The sequence below is a fragment of the Paraburkholderia sp. J63 genome, assembly GCF_905220245.1.
Classification (GTDB): domain Bacteria; phylum Pseudomonadota; class Gammaproteobacteria; order Burkholderiales; family Burkholderiaceae; genus Paraburkholderia.
Window position 1 is genome coordinate 214,573 of sequence record NZ_CAJMZF010000009.1, and the last position, 22,096, is coordinate 236,668.

16 protein-coding genes are annotated in these 22,096 nt (G+C 62.2%); 9 read left to right on the top strand and 7 right to left on the bottom strand.

Features of this window, described 5'->3' with window-relative positions; genetic code table 11:
• Positions 1-99 precede the first annotated feature (99 nt).
• From U5775_RS12970 to U5775_RS12985, 4 genes are all read right to left on the bottom strand, one after another.
• Positions 100-1,401 (bottom strand): NAD(P)/FAD-dependent oxidoreductase, encoded by a 1,302-nt coding sequence (locus U5775_RS12970; protein ID WP_322058532.1) that lies wholly within the window; start codon positions 1,399-1,401, stop codon positions 100-102.
• A gap of 369 nt (positions 1,402-1,770) precedes the next feature.
• A complete protein-coding gene (locus tag U5775_RS12975) occupies positions 1,771-2,490 on the bottom strand; it encodes a TetR/AcrR family transcriptional regulator (RefSeq protein WP_322058533.1) in 720 nt (239 codons plus the stop codon).
• A gap of 175 nt (positions 2,491-2,665) precedes the next feature.
• Complete coding sequence (locus U5775_RS12980; protein ID WP_322058550.1) at positions 2,666-3,496, bottom strand: phytanoyl-CoA dioxygenase family protein; 831 nt, start codon at positions 3,494-3,496, stop codon at positions 2,666-2,668.
• 305 nt (positions 3,497-3,801) lie between these two features.
• The gene (locus U5775_RS12985; protein WP_322058534.1) at positions 3,802-5,103 is read right to left on the bottom strand and encodes a hypothetical protein; all 1,302 of its coding nucleotides are present in this window, start codon (positions 5,101-5,103) and stop codon (positions 3,802-3,804) included.
• 655 nt (positions 5,104-5,758) lie between these two features.
• On the opposite strand from U5775_RS12985, the gene U5775_RS12990 reads away from it, so the two are divergent.
• The 8 genes from U5775_RS12990 (at position 5,759) to U5775_RS13025 (ending at position 16,174) form a co-directional block, all read left to right on the top strand.
• Positions 5,759-6,172, top strand: coding sequence for a RidA family protein (locus U5775_RS12990; RefSeq protein WP_321845076.1), 414 nt, complete (start codon positions 5,759-5,761; stop codon positions 6,170-6,172).
• 27 nt (positions 6,173-6,199) lie between these two features.
• Positions 6,200-7,564, top strand: coding sequence for a DUF1329 domain-containing protein (locus U5775_RS12995; RefSeq protein WP_322058535.1), 1,365 nt, complete (start codon positions 6,200-6,202; stop codon positions 7,562-7,564).
• Positions 7,565-7,641: 77 nt separating this feature from the next.
• Complete coding sequence (locus tag U5775_RS13000; protein WP_322058551.1) at positions 7,642-9,471, top strand: DUF1302 domain-containing protein; 1,830 nt, start codon at positions 7,642-7,644, stop codon at positions 9,469-9,471.
• A 63-nt stretch (positions 9,472-9,534) separates the two neighbouring features.
• Positions 9,535-11,895, top strand: coding sequence for an efflux RND transporter permease subunit (locus tag U5775_RS13005; protein WP_322058536.1), 2,361 nt, complete (start codon positions 9,535-9,537; stop codon positions 11,893-11,895).
• 27 nt (positions 11,896-11,922) lie between these two features.
• Positions 11,923-12,888 (top strand): WD40/YVTN/BNR-like repeat-containing protein, encoded by a 966-nt coding sequence (locus U5775_RS13010; protein ID WP_322058537.1) that lies wholly within the window; start codon positions 11,923-11,925, stop codon positions 12,886-12,888.
• Between the two features lie 27 nt (positions 12,889-12,915).
• Positions 12,916-14,364: an FAD-dependent oxidoreductase gene (locus tag U5775_RS13015; protein ID WP_415913561.1), complete on the top strand. Its 1,449-nt coding sequence runs from the start codon at positions 12,916-12,918 to the stop codon at positions 14,362-14,364.
• A gap of 24 nt (positions 14,365-14,388) precedes the next feature.
• Positions 14,389-15,153 (top strand): SDR family oxidoreductase, encoded by a 765-nt coding sequence (locus tag U5775_RS13020; RefSeq protein WP_322058538.1) that lies wholly within the window; start codon positions 14,389-14,391, stop codon positions 15,151-15,153.
• Between the two features lie 91 nt (positions 15,154-15,244).
• Positions 15,245-16,174, top strand: a complete 930-nt coding sequence (locus U5775_RS13025) for an MBL fold metallo-hydrolase (RefSeq protein ID WP_322058539.1) — start codon at positions 15,245-15,247, stop codon at positions 16,172-16,174.
• 98 nt (positions 16,175-16,272) lie between these two features.
• Here U5775_RS13025 and U5775_RS13030 read toward each other — a convergent pair whose 3' ends face one another.
• Both U5775_RS13030 and U5775_RS13035 read right to left on the bottom strand, forming a co-directional pair.
• The gene (locus tag U5775_RS13030; protein WP_322058540.1) at positions 16,273-17,169 is read right to left on the bottom strand and encodes a phytanoyl-CoA dioxygenase family protein; all 897 of its coding nucleotides are present in this window, start codon (positions 17,167-17,169) and stop codon (positions 16,273-16,275) included.
• Between the two features lie 58 nt (positions 17,170-17,227).
• On the bottom strand, positions 17,228-19,030 hold the full coding sequence (locus tag U5775_RS13035) for an acyl-CoA dehydrogenase (RefSeq protein WP_322058541.1): 1,803 nt from the start codon (positions 19,028-19,030) through the stop codon (positions 17,228-17,230).
• Positions 19,031-19,426: 396 nt separating this feature from the next.
• Here U5775_RS13035 and U5775_RS13040 point away from each other — a divergent pair, with 396 nt between their 5' ends.
• On the top strand, positions 19,427-21,100 hold the full coding sequence (locus U5775_RS13040) for a long-chain fatty acid--CoA ligase (RefSeq protein WP_322058542.1): 1,674 nt from the start codon (positions 19,427-19,429) through the stop codon (positions 21,098-21,100).
• Positions 21,101-21,147: 47 nt separating this feature from the next.
• Here the strand turns inward: U5775_RS13040 and U5775_RS13045 are convergent.
• The coding region (locus U5775_RS13045) for a hypothetical protein (RefSeq protein WP_322058543.1) at positions 21,148-22,096 on the bottom strand (949 nt) is incomplete at its 5' end.

Here is a 22,096-nt window from a genome sequence, read left to right on the forward strand (position 1 = left end):
CCCACCGGGGGGGGCCATCGGCCTGATTTGCAGCTGCCAGGAGCTACCAGGCGTACTCGCAGCCACCGATGCGCTTCACCTGATCGGCAAGAGCTGCACTCAGCAATCGACGCCGTTCAACGCGCGAACGATGTCGCCTGCGGTCCTGGCGCCGGTCTCGATCGCACCTTCAATGCCACCGACTCCGATCGCAGCGAAGTCCCCGCCCGCAAAGTGGATGCGGCCATGGGGGCTTCTCATTTGCGGAACGACCTCAGTGAGATTGCCTGGCCGGTGATGCACCCAGCCGCCTTGTGCGAACGGATCGCTGGCCCAGTCGTGCCACGCCGTTTCTACGACTTCGATATCGGGCACGAAGGTCCGCAACGCGCGCTGCACGGCGGCGCGGTCACCGCCATCGAGCGCGGACGCATCGGAGCAGAAGGAGACAACCAGCGTGTCACCTTCGTGGCGGTACTCCGTGCGCGCGGTATTGATCGGATGCTTGCCGACCGGGGCATGCGCGAGGAAAGTCTCGATCTCGCCTTTGACGCGTGCCCAGATCTTGCTGGGCTTGATCGCATGCTTCTGTTCGAGCATGGTCTGGATAGGCTGGGCCAGGGCTGGCGTGATGGCAACGTCGCTCAAGGTGTTCAAGGGTAGCGCCATCACGACGTGGCGCGCGCGGATGCGCTGCCCGTCGCGGGTCGTCACGATGACTTCCTCGCCGTTGTCGTCGACTGCGGCGACGGGCGTGGACAGGCGCAGTTCAGCTTTGGAATCGGCGGCGATGGCGTCGAGCAATCGCTTCGTTCCACCATCGATGGGCCAGCGGCCGCCACTTTCGCTAAATGCATTCCAGTTGCCGAAATAGGTCGCGCACCAGAGCAGCAACTGAGCCAATCCCTGCTCGCCCTCCGAGCCGACCAGCGTGGCCATGACGTTGATCAAAAGCTCGCGCTCCTGCTTCGAGAGGTTCAGCGAGTCGAACCGGTCACCGATACTCTGCCTCTCGATGCTGGTAACGTCGGCCGCCGCAATGTTGTCGACTTGCGGAAAGTGCGTCCGTGCGTCGGCAAAGCAGCGCGTGAGCAGCGGCGCGGTCAACTCGGCGAATTCCGTCGGCGTTCCCGAGTGCACCACACCGTCGACGAGCCAATAGGATCTGGCGATCGGCAGCGGGTTGGTGAGGCCGATGCCGTAGCGCTTGAGCTCACGCCATACATGTGGCTTGCTCCAGTGTGTATAGGTGCCGCCCATCTCCAGCGGCCGTCCAAACGCTTCGCTCAGGTAAGTCCGGCCGCCGACACGATCGCGTGCTTCGAGCAGCACCACTGAGTGGCCCGCCATGCTGATGTCGCGGGCGGCAGTGACGCCCGCGAATCCGGCGCCAATCACCGCAACTTTGTACAGATCTGCCATGGATTTTTTCTCGTGAGTTTCGGGTTGAAGCGAGGACAACGCGATCTCCTCGCGCTTTTGTACAACACGTGTTGTACAAACGGATATTCGGGCCGGCTCGGCTTTTCAGGCGCGCCGTTATCGGCGGGGATGAGGGCACTATAGTGACGAAATCTAGTTTGCGCAACACATGTTATTTAAAATCAGAAGCTCGGCGCGCGCGACCAGTGGCCGTGCTAGCGCGAGCGCAGAGTGAGCATGCAGGGCAGTATCGGGACGCGAGGAATAGCGTGCCGCTAGAATGCGGACACGAGGTTTTGGCGGGAAGTTGCCGCGAGTGCGGCGGACGCGTCGGCCGCGTGGCGCGGCCGACGGTTTGCCTGGAACAGGTTATTTCGCGCGACGTGTCGTGCGCGCCGGCTCGCTTGTTTCAGATTGCGCTTCAGCCTCGGGCGGGCTCAGCAACGTGAAGTAGGCATTCAACAGCGCCTTGAGGCGGCGCGGCTTGAATCGCTCCGGCTCGACCGGAAGCATGACAGACCAGCCGTCTCCGAGCGCGCACACCTGGTCGGCAAGCAGATCCGCGGGGATGTCGCTCCGGATGAGTCCGAGCTTCTGGTCGTTGGCGACCAGCGCCGCCAGCTTGAGGCGATACTGGGTATAGCGTCGCTGAATGACGGCCGCGACAACGGGCTCGTATTTCGCCTGTCCCAACAATTGAAACTGCACGATCCGGGGATCGAGGTCCTTCGCGGTTTGCCAGCTCATCCAGCGCTCGAGCGTGGTTCTCACGTCAAGCGGCGTTTCGGACGGCTCGAGGATCGTGTCGAAGAAGTCGAACGAGCTCTCGACTAGCGCCTTCACGATCTCGTCCTTGTCTTCGAAGTAGTAGCTCAAGGCACCCGTCGTGCAACCGGCCTCGACTGCGATCTTGCGCAACGAAGTCCCCGCGTAACCTTCGCGCGCGATCACAGCAGCTGTGGCGGCGAGCAGGTTGTCGCGCTTGGTCTTGTGGTCGCCGACCGGTCTGCCTCTGCGTGCCGCAGCGGGGGCCTCGCCGGCGGCGGCCTTGCGGTCTTGCCGAGGTTGGGAAGTGGAGGTTCGCGCCATAGATAGGAAGTCGAGTGGTTTGAGCTGCCAGGCATGCCGTACGGCACCTTATTCAACCGCATTGTAATGCAGCCGGATATGAAGGCGATTCGTAACGTGAAAACGTCCGAACTTGGTCCTTCCAGAAAGCAAAGCCGGGGACCGCTGTCCCCGTGCCGGGTATAACGCGCCGCGCCTAGACCAGTTGGCGGAACACGGGGGCGCGGAACGGGTCGCCGGGATTGAGCCTCGCCATTTCCTCCTTGAAGAATGGGCCATTGCGCGCGTAGCGGGGATGCGATTCTGGCAGCGTGCGGAACTGGGCGTCGTCGCCGAAGAAGCGCACAACCAGGGTGTGGCGGGTCGGGCAGTTGGCGTCGACCGGCGCCCCGCCGTGAAGCGAGCGGGGGTGAAGCAGCACGACGTCGCCGGGCGTGATGGGCCAGGAGAGGACGTCCCACGAATCGGCATTTTCCGCGAGGTCGCGATCGATGTGCGGCAGACGCGGATACGTGCCATCTCCGTAGAGCGGATCGGTCGGATCGTCTGCACTCGTGAAACTGGCGCCGTCGTACTGGATGCCATGGTGCGAACCGCGAATGATCTCCAGCGAATTCTGCTTCGGGATGGACTGGAACGTGATCCACGCATTGCCCCAGTGCTCGCCGGCCCACGGCAGGTTCGCCGTGTCCTGATGCCATGGACCGCGGCCGCTCTTTCCTCCCTCCTTGATGAAGATCTCCTCCGCGTAGTACCAGACGTGCTCCGAGCCCCAGAGCTCCTGGAACAGCTTGCCGAACGGCAGACGCATCATCAGATCGTCCAGCTTGTCTTTGGCGAGCAGGTTGCAGTTGTCGATGTGGGTTTGCAGAGCCGTGCCGTCGAGGCCGCGAAACACGTACGGGCTCGGGTTGGCGACGGCCCACTTGAGTGCGTCGTAGCACTCGCTCAATTGCGTTTCGTTCAGGCACTTTTCGATGAGCACGGCGCCGTCGTGGTAGAGCGCGTCTCGTTGGGACTGACGGATGGGCATTGCGAGTCTCCTTGTTCGTTGGGTGGCGAAAGCGTGACTTCCCGCCTGCGATCACTGTAGACGACAAGCTGTATTTACACAACATATGTTTTTATAATAAATGTTGCGATAAGGTGAGGCGCAATGAAAAGCGGCCCGGTATTCAGGGGCTAAAACGCCTGAATACCGGGCCGCTTTGCTTGAGGCGGTAGTGGAAAACGTTCAGGAATGCGGTGGGTGGGGACTCGACTTATCCGCCGTGTTGTTTCGGATCGCGCTCCAGTTGGGCGCGGTGTGAATAGGGGTTCTCGTGCCGGCCATCAGAATTGCGGCGCGCCGCCAGGCACCTCGTCCCTCGTTCGGCAGGTTCTACCCGCGATGCTCTCGGCGATCAGGAGAAGCAGTAAAGAGAAGCCAATCAGCACAGCGGACGTGCCGAACAGCATTTTCGTCGAGAAGTGGGCCAGCAAGTAGCCGGCGAATGAGGTCTCGATTGCGAGGCCGAGCGATTGCAGCGCGGGATAGGCGATGTAGAGACGATCGGTGAAGTCGAGACGCCGGACGATCCCGAGCGAATAGGTGTACCCGAGCACCCCGAAGACCCCGTGCACGATGAAGCCGAGGCTAAAGGCCACCAAAGAGTGGCTCATCATTGCCGGGTACGTCAGGACGACGCAGACGGAGCAGATCGCCATCACGATTGTCGTATTGACTCGATGGCCGAGCACTGCCGGGAGGATGGAGCCGATCATCGACGTGACGAGGCCAATGGCGATGACCGGATCGACGGCCTGCGCACCGATGCCAACGGCCGAAGCGAGCGAATCGATAAACGTGTAAACACCGCCCATGAAGACGCCCATGAAGATGGCGCCGGACAGCGCCGCGAGAATGGGCGCGGTCAAGCCGCCACGCCTTGCGCGTTCAGGCGCGCCGTTCGCAGCGGGGTGGTTTGCTCCGATTCTCCTGCGCAATGCCGGCAATGTCAATGCCGCAGGCAGCGAGACAATAAATATCAGGGCTAGCACGACCAGCAGACCTTTGTCGCTGAAGCGCGGCACGACGAACAGCGGCAACGCGTACGAGGCCGCGGCAGCGAAAACCAGCGATGCGAACGACGCCAGGCTGTATGCCCGCAGCGGATTCTCGGAGGCCCCAAGCGCCGTGAAAGCGGGTGTTGCGACGCAGCCATTTGCGAGTCCAGCTACGAACCACCAGTAAATCTGATCGGATGCGCCGGCGACGAACGTGATGCCCAGCATCCCTAAGGCGGAAACCAGCAGTCCTGCCAGCGCGACCGATTTCGGATTCGATCGATAGATCCAGATTGGGCCGCTCGCGGTACTGATCCCGAATCCGAGAACCAGTGCCGTGCCCAAGGTGCCAAGCAGGTCCTCACCGAGGCCACCGCTTCTGTGCAACGACTGGAACACGACCGGAAGCACATTCATGATCAGAATGCCTAACGACCATAACCAACCGGCGCCGAAAGATGACAGACGATTTGGCCTGTTCGACGCGTGCAGGATCGTTCTCGCTGCATTTTCGGAGGCGTGCATGAATGCCCTCATTTCCAACTGGCGATGGTGCGGGTTTTCGATGTAGGCGCGCGTGGACGTCATGCATGAGCGTCACGTTCGCCGGGTGATGTGACTGGCCGCGCAGCGAATCCTTGCTGCGGTGCAGATTCAGTATGCATTTATGCTAACGAGTGAACAAATAAATAACAAGGCGGAACCCCGGAGCTAGGGGAAAGTCCGGGCCAGGAAAAACCCGGACACTCTGGGCCCCGGATTCCGGGGCCGCCGCTCATGCAACAGGCAGGCGGAGAAACCGTATGAAGTTATCGAATGGCGCGTCTGCAGGTCCGCTTTACTGACGCGCCGGTGCCCCGATTCCTGTCAATGTTTACAAGAACGTGTGTTTTGATAACGACCATTGTGTAAATTAATTGTTTGTGCGATATTGCGCTCACGCCACGGTGTCGAGCTGGATTCGCGGTTCTCCATGCATCGCGAGGAAGCCGGACAGAAGTGCTGCCAAGGCGCGAGTTCGGGTTTCCCCTTGTGGTTGGATCTCGGGCAGCACGTCCCGCGTTCTTTGGCGCGGCGGCTATCTGAAGCGGGACTTCAGTCGGTCTGCGGGGCAGCGAGAGCAGGGTTTTGAATCGTTATCTATTCGGATAGCTAAGCAATTACGCGGAGGCGGATTTTCTGCGTAGCGACCCGGTAGGCCACCAGGGTTTCTGTCAATTGTTTGAGTAAGGCGACCTATCACATGAAATCGAATCAACAGCGGCAATCGATCGTTCCGTCTGCGTTCCGGACGCGCTACGAGAATTTTCACTATTCGCCTGCAATCCGGGTGGGCGACATCGTTTGGGTCTCGGGGCAGGTCGGCACCGACAGCGAAGGAAGAGTGGGAATCGACATGACGGAGCAAGCCCGATTTGCTTTCGACGCGTTGAAGTGCGTGCTGGAGCAAGCAGGGGCAACGCTCGCCGATGTCGTGGAACTGAACACGTTCCATACGCAGATGCGCCAGGAGATCCAGGCCTTCGCCGCGGTGAAGGACGAGTACTTCCCGAGCGACTATCCGGCATGGACGGCGGTGGGCGTGACGGAACTCGCCCGTGCCGAATTCCGCATTGAGATCCGCGCGGTGGCGGTAGTGGGTTCGGCCGGCCGCTGAACCGGACAAATCGTAAGGAGGAGACAAATGAATACGTGCAAGCTCAGGGCATTCTCTGCAATCGCCATCGCGGTGTCGCTCGTTGTCGGCTCTGCCGCCGCGGCGGAAGATCTTACGCCGGAGGGCGGCGACCGCGCAGCCAGTAAGGACGGTGCCGTGCCTGCATACGTGGGGCGGCAGTCGCCGGATTCCGCGTGGTCGTATGGCAAGTTCCGGGGCGACTTCTGGAAGCATCGCAACGAAAAGCTGCTGTATTCGATCGACGCTTCCAATGTCGACAAGTATACCGCGATGCTCTCTCCGGGTCAGGTTCAACTGATCAAGCAGAAGAAGGGCTATCGGATGGACGTCTATCCGTCACATCGCGAATGCCAGTTGCCGGACTTCGTCCAACAGAACTCGACGGCGGATCTCAACACGGCGAAGCTCGATGCGAGCGGCAATAACATCCAGTCCGCGATCCTCCCAGCCGTGCCGTTCCCCCAGCCGAAAAACGGCGCCGAAGCGATCTGGAATTACCTGATTCGTTATCGCGGTGAAGGCACCGACTGGCCGGTGATGACGACCGTCGTCTCACCGCGCCCCGGCGGCAACGAATGGATCGATGCTGCGGCACCGCAGATCGTGTATCTCCCATGGGGCAAGCCCGGGAAGACGACACTCCAGGACGTCGATCAGCTCATTCAGGGCGCGTTCTACACGATCCAGTCGCCGCCCGCATTGGCGGGACAGGCTTTTGTACAGCGGCAGTTTTTCGACAAGGATCCTGAGACCTACTACTACTTCCCAGGCCAGCGTCGTGTGCGACGCATGCCCGCGTACATGCACGATGCGCCCATCATCGGGATGGAAAATCAGTATCTGATGGATGAAGCCGACATGTTCTTCGGCCCGATCGACCGTTTCGACTGGAAGCTCGTCGGCAAGCGCGAGATGATCGTGCCGTACAACTCGTTTGGCATGTACAAGTTCGACGAGAAGCTGCACGACGTTGCTACGCCCGATGGTATCGCTGCCAACAACCGGCGCTATGAGGTGCATCGCGTCTGGGTGATCGAAGCGACGCTCAAGTCCAACGCGCGCCACGTCGATTCGAAGAAAGTCTTCTATCTGGACGAAGACAGCTGGCTCGCGCTCGTGGGCGAAGACTACGACGCGCAGGGCAAGCTTTGGAAGGTGCGCGAAAGCTATCCGATCCCGGTGTATGAACTTGGCGGCGCGTGCGACACCCAGCCGTTCGTTCAGTATGACCTGATCGACGGCCGCTACGTATTCGATCAATCGACAATCGGCCAGGGTAAAGACATTCGCTGGTACGAACAGGTCAACGACCCGCGCTTCAAGGTGGACTTCTTCACTTCGGAATCGCTGAGGTCGGTCAGCGAGCGTTGAGCTTCGCTGCACCGGGAGGGGGAGGAGCGCGCGACGGCGACGCGCGCTCGCATTGAGCGCGGGTAGGGGGAGACATGATGAGAAAGACCATTAAATTTAGATGTCCTGCAATTTCGCTAGCCGTTCTGGCGGCGGCAACGTCCAATGCCTACGGCTACGACTTCACGACGGGCATGAACGACCTCACGGGGTCGTTGGTGAGCAACATCACGGCGGGCGCGGGGATTCGGACGAAGAGCCCGAGTTGCTCGCTGACAGGCGATCCGAACGCGTTCGGCTGCGGGGCCGCAGCCAACACCAATCAATGGGGATTCGGCGACGACGGCGATCTGAACTATCGCAAGGGACAGCCGTTCAGCACTTACGTGAGCGCGACCAGCGAGTTGCTGCTGACAATGCCGAGCGAAGGGCTGAAGTTCATGGTCCGTGGTACGGGCATGTACGACTTCCTCGCGGGTGACACGAACCGCACGCCCCTTTCCAGCACGGCTTCCGCGCAGGTTGTGTACGATGCGCAATTGCTCGATCTTTGGGGCGAGAAGGATTTCACGATCAACGGGCAGAACGCGCACGTGCGTCTGGGCAACCAGGTGATCAACTGGGGCGAGAGCATCTTTGCCAGCAGCGGCATCAATGCGACCAACTCGCTCGACATCCAGAAGCTGCTGATCCCGGGCTCACAGCTCAAGCAGGCGTTGCTGCCCGCACCGATGTTGAGCTTTGCCGCGGATCTGGGTCATGGCTTCAGTACTGAGGATTACTATCAGTTTCAATGGAATGGGAATCGCTATCCGCCGGTCGGTTCGTTCTGGTCGACCACGAACACTCTGGGGCGTGGGACGGATCCGGCTACGATCAGCACAACCAATTTCAACGTGGCCGGTCCCAGCGCAGGCACGATCGCGGGGCCGGGCAGCGGCAACCAGAACGTGCTCAACGGGATCAACACCGGTCTCGTGAACGGCGAGTTCGCCGGGCCGCCCTGGAACGATATCGGTCTGCCCGTCAACTGGCAGGCGCCGTCGAAGTACCATCCGCAGTTTGGCGTGAAGTTCAACTATGCGCCGCGCTCGTTCGATGCGAACTTCGCTTTCTACTACGAAAACTATACCGACAAGTCGCCCGTGCTGTCGTCGCTGGCTAACGGCACGCTGGACTGGTCGTATCTGCAGAACCGTCAGCTCTTCGGCGCCAGCGCGAACTTCGCGGTCGGCGACTGGGCGATCGGCACGGAATTGTCGTATCGGCCCCACGATGCGGTCTCACTGTCGAGTTGCTATGGTGCGGGAGGTCCGCTCGACCTGAACACCAACGGCGTGTCGGGCGTCAACTGCCAGCAGTGGGCCGACATGAAGAAGCTTCAGTACGACATCAACGGCATCCTCGCGCTGACACGCAGCGATTATCCGTTCCTGAAGCTGATCGGCGCGGACGCCGCGGCGCTGACGTGGGAACTCACGTGGATCTACTACCCGGGCCTGAGTTCGAGCGGCGTGACGCGCACGGTCAACGGCCAGCAGGTCACACAGGTGCCGCAGGCGGGCTATCTGACCTGGTTGAACAACGGCTCGAGCCTCGGCTACCCGATTGCCATGGCGCAGGGCACCTCGAGTTCGGTGGGTGCGACGGTCGATTTCAACTGGACCTATGACGGCAGCCTGATTCCCGGCTGGCAGGTCACGCCTGGCCTCACCTTTGCCGACGGTCTTTACGGCTACACGCCCACGCTGACCGCGAATTACCTGCAGAGCGCGAAGTCGTTGAACCTCTATGTGCTGTTCAACCAGAACCCCACCGTCTGGCAGGCGGGCATTAATTACACCTTGTTCTGGGGCGGGCACAACACGGTTGGCCAGCCCTATGCGGATCGCAACTTCGTCGGGATGTTCGTCACCCGGAACTTCTGACCGGTGAGCCAGTGGAGGGCGGCGCAGGTCGTGCGCCGTCGAAATACTTGAAGGGGTAATGTCGTGTTAAATCGTCTAGTCCGCGGTCTGGAAAGGTTTTTCTTCGGCCATCGTGCGATCGTGCTCGGCGTGATCGGTCTGTTCACCGTTGTGATGGCGGTGTTTGCGGTGCAGTTGCGCATGGACGCCGGCTTCGAAAAACAGATGCCGATTGGCCACGAGTACATCCAGACGTTCCAGAAGTACCGGAACGACCTGCTCGGTGCGAACCGCATCACCGTCGTCGTGAAGGCGCGCCACGGCTCGATCTGGACGAAGGAGGGGCTCACGCGTCTAAACGAGGTGACGCAGGCGGTCACGTATTTGCCGAACGTGGACCGCATCGGCGTGCAGTCGCTCTGGACGCCGAACGCCTACGTGAACGAGATTACCGACGAAGGCTTTCGCGCGGAGCCGATCATCTCGGGCAACGTCACGCCCGAGCAGCTGACCCCGGAGATCGTGAAGAAGATCCGTCGTGCAACCACGCTCGGCGGCTATGTCGGCACGCTCGTGTCGCACAGCGAAGACAGCGCGATGATCACGGCCGAATTGAACGAACGTGACCGCTCCGGAAAGGTGCTCGATTACGTGACCTTCAATCATCTGCTCGAAGCGAACATTCGCAAGCCATTCGAGGACGCCGGCTATGAAGTGCAGATCATCGGTTTCGCGAAACAGATCGGTGACATTGCGGATGGTGCGAAGGCGGTGCTCGGCTTCTGCGCGATCGCGCTGCTGCTGACCGCGCTAGCGGTCTACTGGTATTGCCATTCGGTGCGCTTCACGGTGCTGCTGATTGCCTGCTCGCTCACTTCGCTCGTCTGGCAGTTCGGCACGTTGAAGCTGCTGGGCTTCGGCCTCGATCCGCTCGCGGTGCTGGTGCCGTTCCTCGTGTTCGCAATCGGCGTATCGCACGGCGTGCAGCAGGTCAACTTCATCGTGCGCGAGATTGCGCACGGCCATAGCTCGTTCGACGCCGCGCGCCACAGCTTCAGCGGTCTGCTGATACCGGGCGTGCTGGCGCTCGTCACTGCGTTCGTATCGTTCATCACGCTGCTGCTGATTCCGATTCCGATGGTGCGTGAGCTGGCGATCACGGCGTCGCTCGGTGTCGCGTACAAGATCGTGACGAACCTGATCCTGCTGCCGGTGGCCGCTTCCTGCTTCAACTTCACGAAGACCTACGCGGACAATTCGCTCAAGCGCGCCCAGCAGCGCGCGAAGCCGCTGCGCGTGCTGGCGCGCGTAGCCGAGCCGAAATACGCCGCGCTCACGCTCGCGTTGACGGTGGCGATATTCGGGCTCGCCGCGTGGCAAAGCCGGGACCGCGTGATCGGCACGCTGCAGCCGGGCGCGCCGGAACTGCGCGCGGATGCGCGCTTCAATCGGGACGCGACGTCAATCGCGCAAAACTACGACATGGGACTGGACTGGCTCACGGTCGCGATCGAGTCGAACGGCAAGGCATGCGATAACCCGGCGGTCGGGTTGTACGAAGACGACTTCGCCGCCGCGATGCGCACGGAGCCCGGCGTGGTGTCGGTGCAGTCGTATCCGTCGATGCTGCGTGCGTACAACCAGGGCTACAACGAGGACTATCCGAAGATGAATGTCATTCCGATCGACCCCGAGAACTATGGGGCGGTGTCGGTCGACGTCGCGCGCGTGAAGGGCTTCATGAAAGACGATTGCAGCATGACCGCCGTCCATCTGTTCCTTGCCGATCACAAGGCCACGACGATCAACCGGATTCTCGACGACGTGAAGCAATACCGCGCTTCGCACGCCTTCCCCGGACTCACGGCGCGCCTTGCCGCGGGCAACGCGGGCGTGCTGGCGGCCACGAACGACGAAGTGGCGAAGAGCGAGTTGCCGATGATGCTGTACGTCTACGCGGCCATCCTGATTCTCGTGTTCCTCGCGTATCGCGATTGGCGCGCGATGCTGGCATGCTGCGCGCCGCTTTCCGTGGCGACCTTCATCGGCTACTGGTTCATGAAGGAACTGCAGATCGGGCTCACGGTCGCGACGCTGCCGGTGATGGTGCTTGCGGTGGGCATCGGTGTCGACTACGCGTTCTACATCTACAACCGCTTGCAGGTGCATCTCGCGAGCGGCCAGCACATCGTGAAGGCGGTGCAGCACGCGATGCTGGAAGTTGGCGTCGCAACGATCTTCACCGCGATCACACTGGCGATTGGCGTGGCGACATGGAGCTTCTCCGCGCTGAAATTCCAGGCCGACATGGGCAAGCTGCTGGCGTTCATGTTCCTCGTCAATCTGCTGATGGCGATGACGGCATTGCCCGCGCTGGCGTCGGTGCTCGAACGCTGGTTTCCGCGCAGTAAGCCCGCGCGCGCGCCGGGCCTCTTCAGCCATTGACGCCCGCACAATCACGGAGACTCCTTCATGATCAAGACACTGATTGCGGGCGCCGCGCTCTGCGTAGCGGCGGCCGCCTTTGCAGAAGCGCCGGGTACGGTGAGCGAATGGAGCGCGATGCCTGCCCATGCCTGGACCGACCCGGCGCACATGATGCTGCTGGACGCGACGCGAGCCGGCAAACGCGTCGTCGCCGTGGGCGAGCACGGTCTCGTTCTGCTCTCGGACGACGACGGCAACACGTATCGGCAGGCGCGCCAGGTGCCGGTATCGGCCACGCTGTCCGCCGTGGCCTTCGTGGATGCGCAGCATGGCTGGGCCGTCGGCCAATGGGGCGTGATTCTGGCGACGAGCGACGGCGGCGAAACCTGGAGCCGGCAGCGCATGGACAACTCGGTCGACCAGCCGCTCTTTTCCGTGGTCTTCACGAGCCCGCAGGACGGAATCGCAGTGGGCTTGTGGTCGCTGATGCTCGCGACGCACGACGGCGGCAAGACATGGACCAAAGCGTCGTTGCCAAAGCCGCCAGGAGGCGGGAAGGCGGACCGCAATCTCTACCACATCTTCTCCGACCATCACGGCTCGCTCTATATGGTCTCCGAACAGGGGACGGTGCTGAAGTCCGCTAACGACGGCGCGGACTGGACCTATCTGGCTACAGGCGGCAAGGGGTCGCTATGGACGGGCGTTGCGCTGCCCGACGGCCGGATCGTCGTTGGCGGCTTGCTCGGCAGCCTGTTCGAAAGCCGCGATGGCGGGGCGACCTGGTCGCCAGTGAGCTCGGGAACGAAGAGCTCGATCACCGACCTTGTAGCAGTCGGCGATCGGCTGGTGGGCGTTGGGCTCGATGGATTGGTGCTGAAACAGCGTGCCGCCGGCTCAGCACCCGAGATCTCGCAGCGCGCCGATCGCGCGACCTTGACCGCGGTCCTGGCGAACGCTTCCGGCGCGCCAATCTTGTTCTCGCAGGACGGTGTCCTGCTGGCGCACTAAGACTATTTTCACTCGAGTGTATCGATCATGGTTATAGAACCGAATGCCGGCTATGCCGGGATGGGCAATCCCCCTGTCGCCAAAGGCCCCGGCGGCGATTTCGCCTCGCGAGCGCAAACGGACGCAGCGCTCGGGAAATATCGCACGATTGGCGGATGGGTCGAAAAGCCGCTAAACCTGCAGCGCGAACTCGAGGGCGAGGTCGACGCGGATGTGATCATCGTCGGTGCCGGATTTGCCGGGCTCAATGCGGCGATTGCGCTGGCGCAGCAGGGCGCCAAAGTCGTCGTGATCGAGCGCGAGTTCGCGGGGTTTGGCGCAAGCGGACGGAATGCGGGCTACCTCGCGGGAGGATCGGGGGCGAAGTTCGATCTCTTTCTCGACCGCATTGGCCGCGAACAAACGCAGAAGATCGTCGACTACTTCGAAGCGGGTGTCAGTCACGTCGAAGGGATGCTCGATGCGCACGGCATCGACTGCGACTACATCGATTCGGGGTTGATTCGCGTGGGCATTCATCCGGTGCACGAAGCAAACATTCGGGAAAATATACGCAAGGCCGCGGATTTCGGCATCAAAATGCAATTCCTCGATTGGGCGGCGATGCGCGCGCGAGGCATTCCGCCCGCGTTTCTGTTCGGCAGCTACATCAAGCGCGGCGGCACGCTGGACCCCGGCAAATATGTCATGGGATTGCGCCGCGTGGCGCTCGAGGCGGGCGTGATGCTCTACGAGAACACGGAGGTGCAGTCGTGGACGACAGGCCGCATCGTCGAGGTGCGAACGCCGCGGGGCATCGCGCGCGCGCGGTTCATGGTGCTCGCCACCAATGCCTACACGCCCCAACTCGGCCTGCTTGAAAACAAGGTGGTCCCGATGCGTGTTTCTGCCATCGAGACCGAACCGCTCTCGCCGGAGCAACTGGCGCAACTGGCTTGGCCGAACCGCGAGGGCATCGTGACTGCGCACCGCAAGATGGAGAGTCATCGATTGACGGCGCGTAATACGCTCGTGATCACGACCAAGCGGGTGCGCTATGCATTCGGCTCGCGCACACCGAATATTCCGGACAGCGCAGCGTATCTTGCGCTGATACGGGCATTTCGCGAGCGCTTCCCGACACTCAAGGACCTCACGGTTAGTGCTTGCTGGAGCGGCTATATCAGCGTGGCGGGAGACGCGTTGCCCGTCGTCGGCGCAACCGGCGAGCGACAGAACGTGTTTTATGCCGCCGGCTGCTCGGGGCATGGCGTGGGCGCGCAGTCGCTCGTGGGGCGGTTGCTGGCCGAACGCATTCGCGGCGAAGAGCCGGCGCTACTGGCCGGATTGCACCATAAAACCCCGTCCACGCTGCCGGAGCCACTGCGGTGGTGTGCCGTCAACGGCGCGATGTCGATGCTGGGACGGATGGACGACAAGGTGGATCGCGCTGCACGCGCCGCTGCCGCCTGCGATGGCCGCCAGGCATCTTCGTAAAATGACTCTACAAAGGCAAAGTCGATGACACCGGATTTGTTCAACCTGACGGGCAAGATTGCATTGGTAACCGGCGCGAGCCGAGGCATTGGCGAAGAGATTGCGCGATTGCTCGCGGCGCAGGGCGCACACGTGATTGTGTCGAGCCGCAAGATCGAGGATTGCAGGACAGTCGCCGACGAGATCGTGCATTCGGGGGGCAGTGCGGAGGCACTGGCGTGCCATGTCGGCAAGATGGAAGACATTGGGGCCACCTTCGAAACGATCCGTGCAAGGCACGGTCGCCTCGATATTCTGGTCAACAACGCAGCAGCGAATCCTTATTTCGGGCACATCCTCGATACGGACATCGGCGCGTACAACAAGACGGTCGAGGTCAACATTCGCGGCTATTTCTTCATGTCGATCGAGGCCGGCAAGCTGATGAGGGCGCAAGGCGGCGGGGCGATCGTCAATACCGCGTCGGTCAATGCGCTGCAGCCGGGGGATCGGCAAGGCATCTACTCGATCACGAAGGCGGCCGTCGTGAATATGACGAAAGCCTTCGCGAAGGAGTGCGGGCCATTCGGCATTCGCGTGAATGCGTTGCTGCCCGGCTTCACGAAGACCAAATTCGCTGGAGCCCTGTTCGAAGACGCCGAAATCGTTGCGCGCCTCGTTGGCGGCATTCCATTGCGCCGGCATGCCGAACCGAAGGAGATGGCGGGCACGGTGCTGTATCTGGTATCGGACGCATCGAGCTACACGAACGGCGAGTGCATCGTTGTCGACGGCGGCATGACGATCTAGCCATCGGCGGCCAGATGGAGAGGGCCCGCACGGCGGGCGTGGCGGGCGTAGCGGGCATACAGCGCCCGCCCGAACAAAGGAATCGATCGACATGAACCTTGCTTGCGGCAACACCGCTCCTCACATACCGATCGCGCGCGTCGAGTTTGGCCGCGTTTCGGTGCTGTTTGGCGAGAAGAACGGAAAATACCCTGATGGCAACCAGGTGCTGATACGCGGATCGGACATTCGCGCCGCCTTCGATACGCCCCTGGTATCGAACTACATCGGCGCCGAATTCGACGCGACGGAACTGGTGGTGATGGGGCACGTGCACGAAGACCATATGACCGGGCTGCACCGCATTCCCCGCGCCGAGGTCTACGTGCATGAGGCCGAATTGCCCGCGATCCGCAACTGGGACGGCATGTTTGCCGCGTATGGCAATGCAACGCGGGACGCGTCGGCGATGCTGGCGATGCTTCAGCGCGACTTTTTTTATGCGCCGCGGCCGGATGCGCGAGGCTATGCCGACGGCGCGACGTGGGACCTCGGCAAATCGCGGATCCGTGCGTTCCATATGCCCGGTCACACAGCGGGCCATTGTGTTCTGGTAGTCGAACCGGAAGGCGTGGCCTTCATTGGCGACATCGATCTGACCGGTTTCGGACCGTACTATGGCGATGCGTATTCGAGCCTGCACGACTTTCGCCGCAGCCTGGCCCGGCTGCCGGAGATCCCGGCGAAGATCTGGGTGACCTCACACCATCGCGGCGTCTATACGGATCGCACGCACTTCCTGCGCGACCTCGCCGCGTTTGCGGCGAAGATGGATGCGCGCGAACAGCGTCTGCTGACGTATCTGAACGAGTCGCCGAAGACGCTGGAGCAGCTGGTCGAGCTTCGGGTGCTGTATCCGCGAGGCTATGAGAGCCCGTGGGCCGTGTCCGCCGAAACGCGCACGATCACGCAGCATCTGGCCGAGATGCTTGCGGATGGCAAGGTCAAACGCGACGAGCGCGGTCTGTACAGCGCTGGCTGAGGGCGGGCGGGGAAACGCAGTTCTTCGCCTGGTATCGCAGTAGTGAACGACTTCCCAATCGATGCATTGAGAAGTCATCCTCACCATAGCTTCAAGCATCAGTGATTGTTGGCACCGACACCCTTGATCGTCTCATGGTCCAGATCGCCTAGCAGCCGGATCGGATCGACCATCTGTCCGTCGACTTCCACCCAACCCATGTGGTTGTCGCCCGCGGACCAGCCCAGCAGCCGCTGGATCTGCTCGGGATAACTCGCGACCTGCTCCGGCGTGAGCGAGAGATACATGTTCTCCTCCTGGCGCACGTTCGCGGCGTCGAGCGCCATGCCCACCGCCGTGCGAAATTCCGCTTGCGTGCGATTCGCGCCGCCCGCGTGATAGGTCGATCCAAGAAAGATCAGCGCCGACCCTGCCTTCATGACGGTCGGGCAGGCTTCGGACAAGTCGGGCTTGCGCTCGTCGTCCCAGACATGGCTGCCCGGAATGACGAGTGTGCCGCCATTTTCGGCGGTAAAGTCGGTGGCCGCGCACATGATCTGGACGCGCCCTTCGCGGCCTCCTGTGGGATGACGCCACATGAAGGCCGTGTCGTCGCGATGCAGGGGTTGCGCCGCCTGGCCCGGGCCGATCTGGATGGCCTGCGTGACGCCGATGCGCACACCAGCGTTCAGCGTGAGGCGTTTGTCGCCGACCCAGACTTCGCGCGGCTTGCACAGAAAGTGCTCGGCCACGGGCAGATACAGCGGATGCGTGGCCATTTTCGCGAGATGGCGCGTGCGCGCGAAGAGCCGCGACAAGCGCCGCGTGCGGTCGCCGGAGAAGCTGTCCCGTCCGACCGACTGCTGCTCGAGGAGGGGAAACAGATCCGCCTTGATGCCGACGAGATCCTCGCTCGTGAGGAAGTCTTCGATAATCACACCGCCATCGCGTTCGAGCACCGCGATGACGTCGTCCTGAGTGGCCGTCAGGCCGGGAAGTCTTGTTAGTTGTGCCATCTTTATGCCTTTGTATAAAGTCCCTGCATTTGAAAAATAGGTCGCCGCTACGGAGCAGTCAGAACCAGTCGGGAGCCATATTGAGCGTCGTGTCGTCGAGGCGGCGCAGCAGCGCATGATGCGACTGCATCTTCGGCAATTCGCAGCGGAAGAACCATTGGCAGGTCTGGAGCTTGCCGCGATAGAACTTGATGTCGCCGTCCGTCGCATTCGGCAGCGCGCGAGCGGCCGTGAGTCCCTGACGCAGCCACAGCCACGCGACCACGGTGTGCCCGAACACCTCGAGAAATGCGTTGGCCTGCGCGAGCACCCGCGTCGCGTGTTCGGCGAGCGCCGGGTGCAACACCGCAAGTGTCTCGCCCATTTCATGCCAGGCCTGCGCTAGCGCGTGCGCTTCCTCCGCTAGCGCTGGCGTCTCGACCGCCTCCCGCACGGTGCGATCGATCTCGCGCGCGAGTAGCCCGATCGCGCGCCCGTCGTGCATGGTCACCTTGCGGCCGAGCAGGTCGAGCCCCTGAACGCCGTGCGTGCCTTCGTGAATCAGGTTCAGGCGGTTGTCGCGATAGAACTGCTCGACCGGATATTCGCGCGTGTAGCCGTAGCCACCATGAATCTGGATTGCGAGACTGTTCGCCTCGAGGCACCACTGGGACGGCCACGACTTGACCACCGGCGTCAGCAGATCGAGCAGCAGTCCGGCTTCGGCGCGCGTGGTGTCGTCATCGGCGGTTCGCAGCTCGTCGACGAGCCGCGCGGCATACAGGCACAGCGAGTAGCCGCCTTCGACGTACGCCTTCTGCGCGAGCAGCATGCGGCGCACGTCCGTGTGCTCGATCAACGGTACCTGCGGAACGTCCGGCCGTTTCTCTTCGGGCAGGCGCCCCTGGCGACGCTCGCGCGCGTACTGCAGCGACGCGAGATAGCCGCGGTACCCGAGCATCGTTGCGCCCATCCCGACGCCGATACGCGCCTCGTTCATCATTTGGAACATGCACGCGAGGCCGCGATGCGGCTCGCCGACGATCTCGCCGATGCATGCGCCGCGCTCGCCGAACGACAGCATCGTCGACGTGGTGCCGCGCCAGCCCATCTTGTGGATCAGCCCCGCGAGTGCGACGTCGTTGCGCTCGCCCAGTGTGCCGTCGTCGTTCACGTGATACTTCGGCACGGTGAAAAGCGAAATGCCCTTCACCCCAGGCGGCGCGCCGGGAATGCGCGCGAGCACCAGATGGACGATGTTCCCGGTGAGCTCGTGATCTCCGCCTGAAATAAAGATCTTGTTGCCGGTGATCGAGTACGTGCCGTCGGGGTTCGGCACCGCGCGCGTGGTCAGATCGGCGAGGCTCGATCCCGCCTGCGGCTCGGTCAGCGCCATCGTACCGAAAAAGCGGCCTTCCAGCAGCGCCTGCAGATACTTGCGCTTCTGTGCGGGCGTGCCGAAGCGATCGATCACGTTTGCATTGCCAATCGTGAGCCCCACATACGAGCTCGTCGCGATGTTGGCGCTCTTGAACAGCGAATGGCACGCGTGGGAAACGAGTGCGGGCAACTGCATGCCGCCCAGGTCGTAATCCTTGCCCGCGGCGATCAACCCCGCCTCGCTGTACGCGCGCACGGCTTCGCGCACTTCCGGAATCATCGACACGCGCTCGCCGTCGAATTGCGGCTCGTGCTCGTCGCTGAGCCGGTTGTGCGGTGCGAATTTTTCCTCGGCAATCGTGTGCGCGAGGTCGAGCGCGGCGACGAACGTTTCACGATTGTGTTCGGCAAAGCGTGGCCGTTGTGTCAGCGCCTCGGCTTCGAATAGCTCGAAGAGCTGAAATTCCAGATCGCGGCGGTGGATGATCGCAGAGTGGGACATGGGCTACTGGAAAGGTTGAGTTGCAGCAGTTGAGGGTCTGCATCGCAGAGTTTTCAGGCTTTCGAGGCAATTATACATCACGACTGTCAGCATATATCGATAGATTATGTTCAGCAGATACAATGAGTTGTGCAGGCGTTAGGTGTTTACACTGAGCGTTTCGGGCTATGCACGGCAGTTCGCAAGCGTTAGCATTTTTCCAGACGGACACAACGTCTGTAATGTAAATTAAGAATCGCCACAATTGACCGTGATGGCAAGCGCCGCAGGTACTGCATTGCCGTGGTACGCTCAGGATTCCTGATGACAGGCCGAAAGTGAACCGCGGCGCGATCGCGAAACTGGAACCCGGTGCCTGGCGGTAACCCGATGATCGACGAATAACGGAGTCAACCCATGCCCGCCACCCGGCCGCCCTTCTGGCCAGCGCACTTGCCGACACATCTGACGTTGCCGGCGACGAATCTTTTCTATAACGCGGAAGTCGCGGCGGCGCGCTATCCGGACAAGCCATTCATCGTGTTCTACGACGCCGCGGTCACGTTCGCGCAGTTCAGGGACGAGGCGCAGCGGCTCGCGGGCTTTCTGCAGCAGCGCTGCGGTGTGAAGGCCGGAGACCGTGTGCTGCTCTACATGCAGAACAGCCCGCAATGGATGGTCGCGTATTACGGAATCCTGCGCGCCAACGCGGTCGTCGTGCCGGTCAATCCGATGAACACGACGGACGAACTGCGCCATTACATCGAGGACAGCGGCGCGCGTACCGTATTCGTCGCGCAGGACCTGTATCCGCGTGTCGTGCCGCTCGTCGGCGAAGCGCACGGGCAGTTGGCGCACGCCGTCGTCGCGACTTACAGCGACTACGCGGGGCAGGTGCCCGGCATCACGCCGCCCGATTTCGTGACCGCCGCGCGCCACGTCGAGGGCCCCGGAGTCGTTCATTGGTCGGACGCACTGGACATGCGCCTGATGCCGGGGCCGTTGACGGCGGGGCCTGACGATCTTTGCGTGATGCCGTATACCTCCGGCACCACCGGCAAGCCGAAAGGCTGCATGCATACGCATCGCAGTGTCATGTGCACGGCGGTTGGCGGCGTTCACTGGCTCGGCGATACGCCGGATAAGGTCGCGCTTTCGGTGCTGCCGATGTTCCACGTAACCGGTATGCAAGGTGGCCTGAACAGCCCGCTATACGGCGGCGCGACGGTTGTCGTGCTGCCGCGTTGGGATCGCGATGTGGCCGCGCGCATGATCGCGCATCACCGTGTGAGCTGGTGGCAGTCAATTTCGACGATGGTCGTCGACTTCGTGTCGAATCCGAAGCTCGGCCAATACGATCTGTCGAGTCTGCGATGGATGGGCGGCGGCGGCGCCGCCATGCCGGTTGCAGTCGCGAACAAGCTGAAGGACATCACGGGAATCGATTATGTCGAGGGATACGGGTTGTCCGAGACGATCGCCTCGACACATATCAATCCGCCGCTGCGCCCGAAGCTGCAATGCCTCGGAACGCCGATTTTCGACGTCGATGCGCGAGTTGTCGATCCGGCAACGTTTGAGCCGGTACCGCCACGCGAGACCGGCGAGATCGTCGTGCACGGGCCACAGGTCATGCAGGGCTATTGGCGCAATCCCGCCGCGACGCGCGAAGCGTTCGTCGAGATCGACGGCAAGCGCTTCCTGCGTACAGGGGATCTCGGGTGGATGGACGAGGACGGCTATTTCTTCATGGCCGACCGGCTGAAGCGGATGATCAACGCGTCGGGCTACAAGGTGTGGCCGGCCGAGGTCGAGGCGATGATGTACCACCATCCGGCGATTCAGGAGGTGTGCGTGATTGGCGCGCAGGACGCGCATCGCGGCGAAACGGTCAAGGCCCTCGTGGTGCTGAAGCCGGAGCAGTCGAGCCCGGTCAGCGCCGACGCCATCATTGCATGGGCGCGTGAATCCATGGCGTCGTATAAGGCACCGCGGATTGTCGAATTCGTCGATTCGCTGCCGAAGTCCGGCAGCGGCAAGATCATGTGGCGAGAACTGCAGCAACGCGAAGCCGGGAAGGCCAAAGTTTGAGCCTATCCCGCCCTTGCTCTCCTCCTGAATTCGGAATTCACCGCCTCTCAGGCGCTCCGAAAGCGGGTGGAGAGCCTTTGCGCTGCGACGATCGCAAACCAGGATGCGCCGATCGCGATAGCTGACACGGCGAAGAGCATGGCCGGCGCGAAGCGCGCCAGGACGAAGCCGGCGAGGGCGGTCCCGCCGGCAATGCATACGAGCTGCAACGCGGGATAGGCGACATAGACCCGGTCCGTGAAGTCGAGGCGCCGGACGACGCCGAGGTAATACGTGTAGCCCAGCGTTCCAAAGAAGCAATGGACGACGAAGCCTGTGGCGAATATCGTCGGCGAGTGGCTCATCATGGCGGGATAGGTGAGCAGGACGGCGACAGTCGACATGCTGATCATGGACGTGTCAGGGATGCGGGCGCCAAGCAGCGACGGCAGCATCGGTGCCGCGATGGCGGCGATCAGGCTGGCGGCAAGAACGGCCCCCACCGTTTGTGCGCCGATGCCGACCGCCGATGCGAGCGGGCCGACAAAATCGTAAATACTGCCCGAAATAACACCCGTGAAGATGCCCCCCGCCAGCGCCGCGAGAATCGGCACCGACACGGCCAGGCGACCTCCGGCGCGATGCACTCCGTGCTTTCGCGTGCCGGCGTGACCGGATGACGCCGCGGCCGTCGTGGGCCGGTTGTAGGACAGCTTCAGGACCAGGGGCGCGCCCAGCGCGAACAACGCGGCGATCGTGACCAGAACGCCCTTGTCGCCGAATCGTGGCAGCACGACGAGAGGCAGGGCATACGACGCGGCGGCCGCGATCGACAGCGACACGAGGAGCGCGACGCTGTAGGCGCGCAGCGGATCCTCCGCATAGCCCAGGGCCGTGTACGACGGTGCCCCGATACATGCGGTTGCGAGTCCGACTGCAAACCACCAGTACGTCTGATCGGCGGCATTGGACAGGAAGGCAATGCCTAGCAACCCAAGGATCGTCACGGGCAGTGCG

Coding starts and splice junctions, on each gene's coding strand:
- U5775_RS13030 (WP_322058540.1), bottom strand. CDS start 17,169: ATGGCACAACTAACAAGACTTCCCGGCCTGACGGCCACTCAGGACGAC.
- U5775_RS13025 (WP_322058539.1), top strand. CDS start 15,245: ATGAACCTTGCTTGCGGCAACACCGCTCCTCACATACCGATCGCGCGC.
- U5775_RS13000 (WP_322058551.1), top strand. CDS start 7,642: ATGAGAAAGACCATTAAATTTAGATGTCCTGCAATTTCGCTAGCCGTT.
- U5775_RS12985 (WP_322058534.1), bottom strand. CDS start 5,103: ATGACGTCCACGCGCGCCTACATCGAAAACCCGCACCATCGCCAGTTG.
- U5775_RS13040 (WP_322058542.1), top strand. CDS start 19,427: ATGCCCGCCACCCGGCCGCCCTTCTGGCCAGCGCACTTGCCGACACAT.
- U5775_RS12970 (WP_322058532.1), bottom strand. CDS start 1,401: ATGGCAGATCTGTACAAAGTTGCGGTGATTGGCGCCGGATTCGCGGGC.
- U5775_RS12995 (WP_322058535.1), top strand. CDS start 6,200: ATGAATACGTGCAAGCTCAGGGCATTCTCTGCAATCGCCATCGCGGTG.
- U5775_RS13020 (WP_322058538.1), top strand. CDS start 14,389: ATGACACCGGATTTGTTCAACCTGACGGGCAAGATTGCATTGGTAACC.
- U5775_RS13015 (WP_415913561.1), top strand. CDS start 12,916: ATGGTTATAGAACCGAATGCCGGCTATGCCGGGATGGGCAATCCCCCT.
- U5775_RS12975 (WP_322058533.1), bottom strand. CDS start 2,490: ATGGCGCGAACCTCCACTTCCCAACCTCGGCAAGACCGCAAGGCCGCC.
- U5775_RS13035 (WP_322058541.1), bottom strand. CDS start 19,030: ATGTCCCACTCTGCGATCATCCACCGCCGCGATCTGGAATTTCAGCTC.
- U5775_RS12990 (WP_321845076.1), top strand. CDS start 5,759: ATGAAATCGAATCAACAGCGGCAATCGATCGTTCCGTCTGCGTTCCGG.
- U5775_RS13010 (WP_322058537.1), top strand. CDS start 11,923: ATGATCAAGACACTGATTGCGGGCGCCGCGCTCTGCGTAGCGGCGGCC.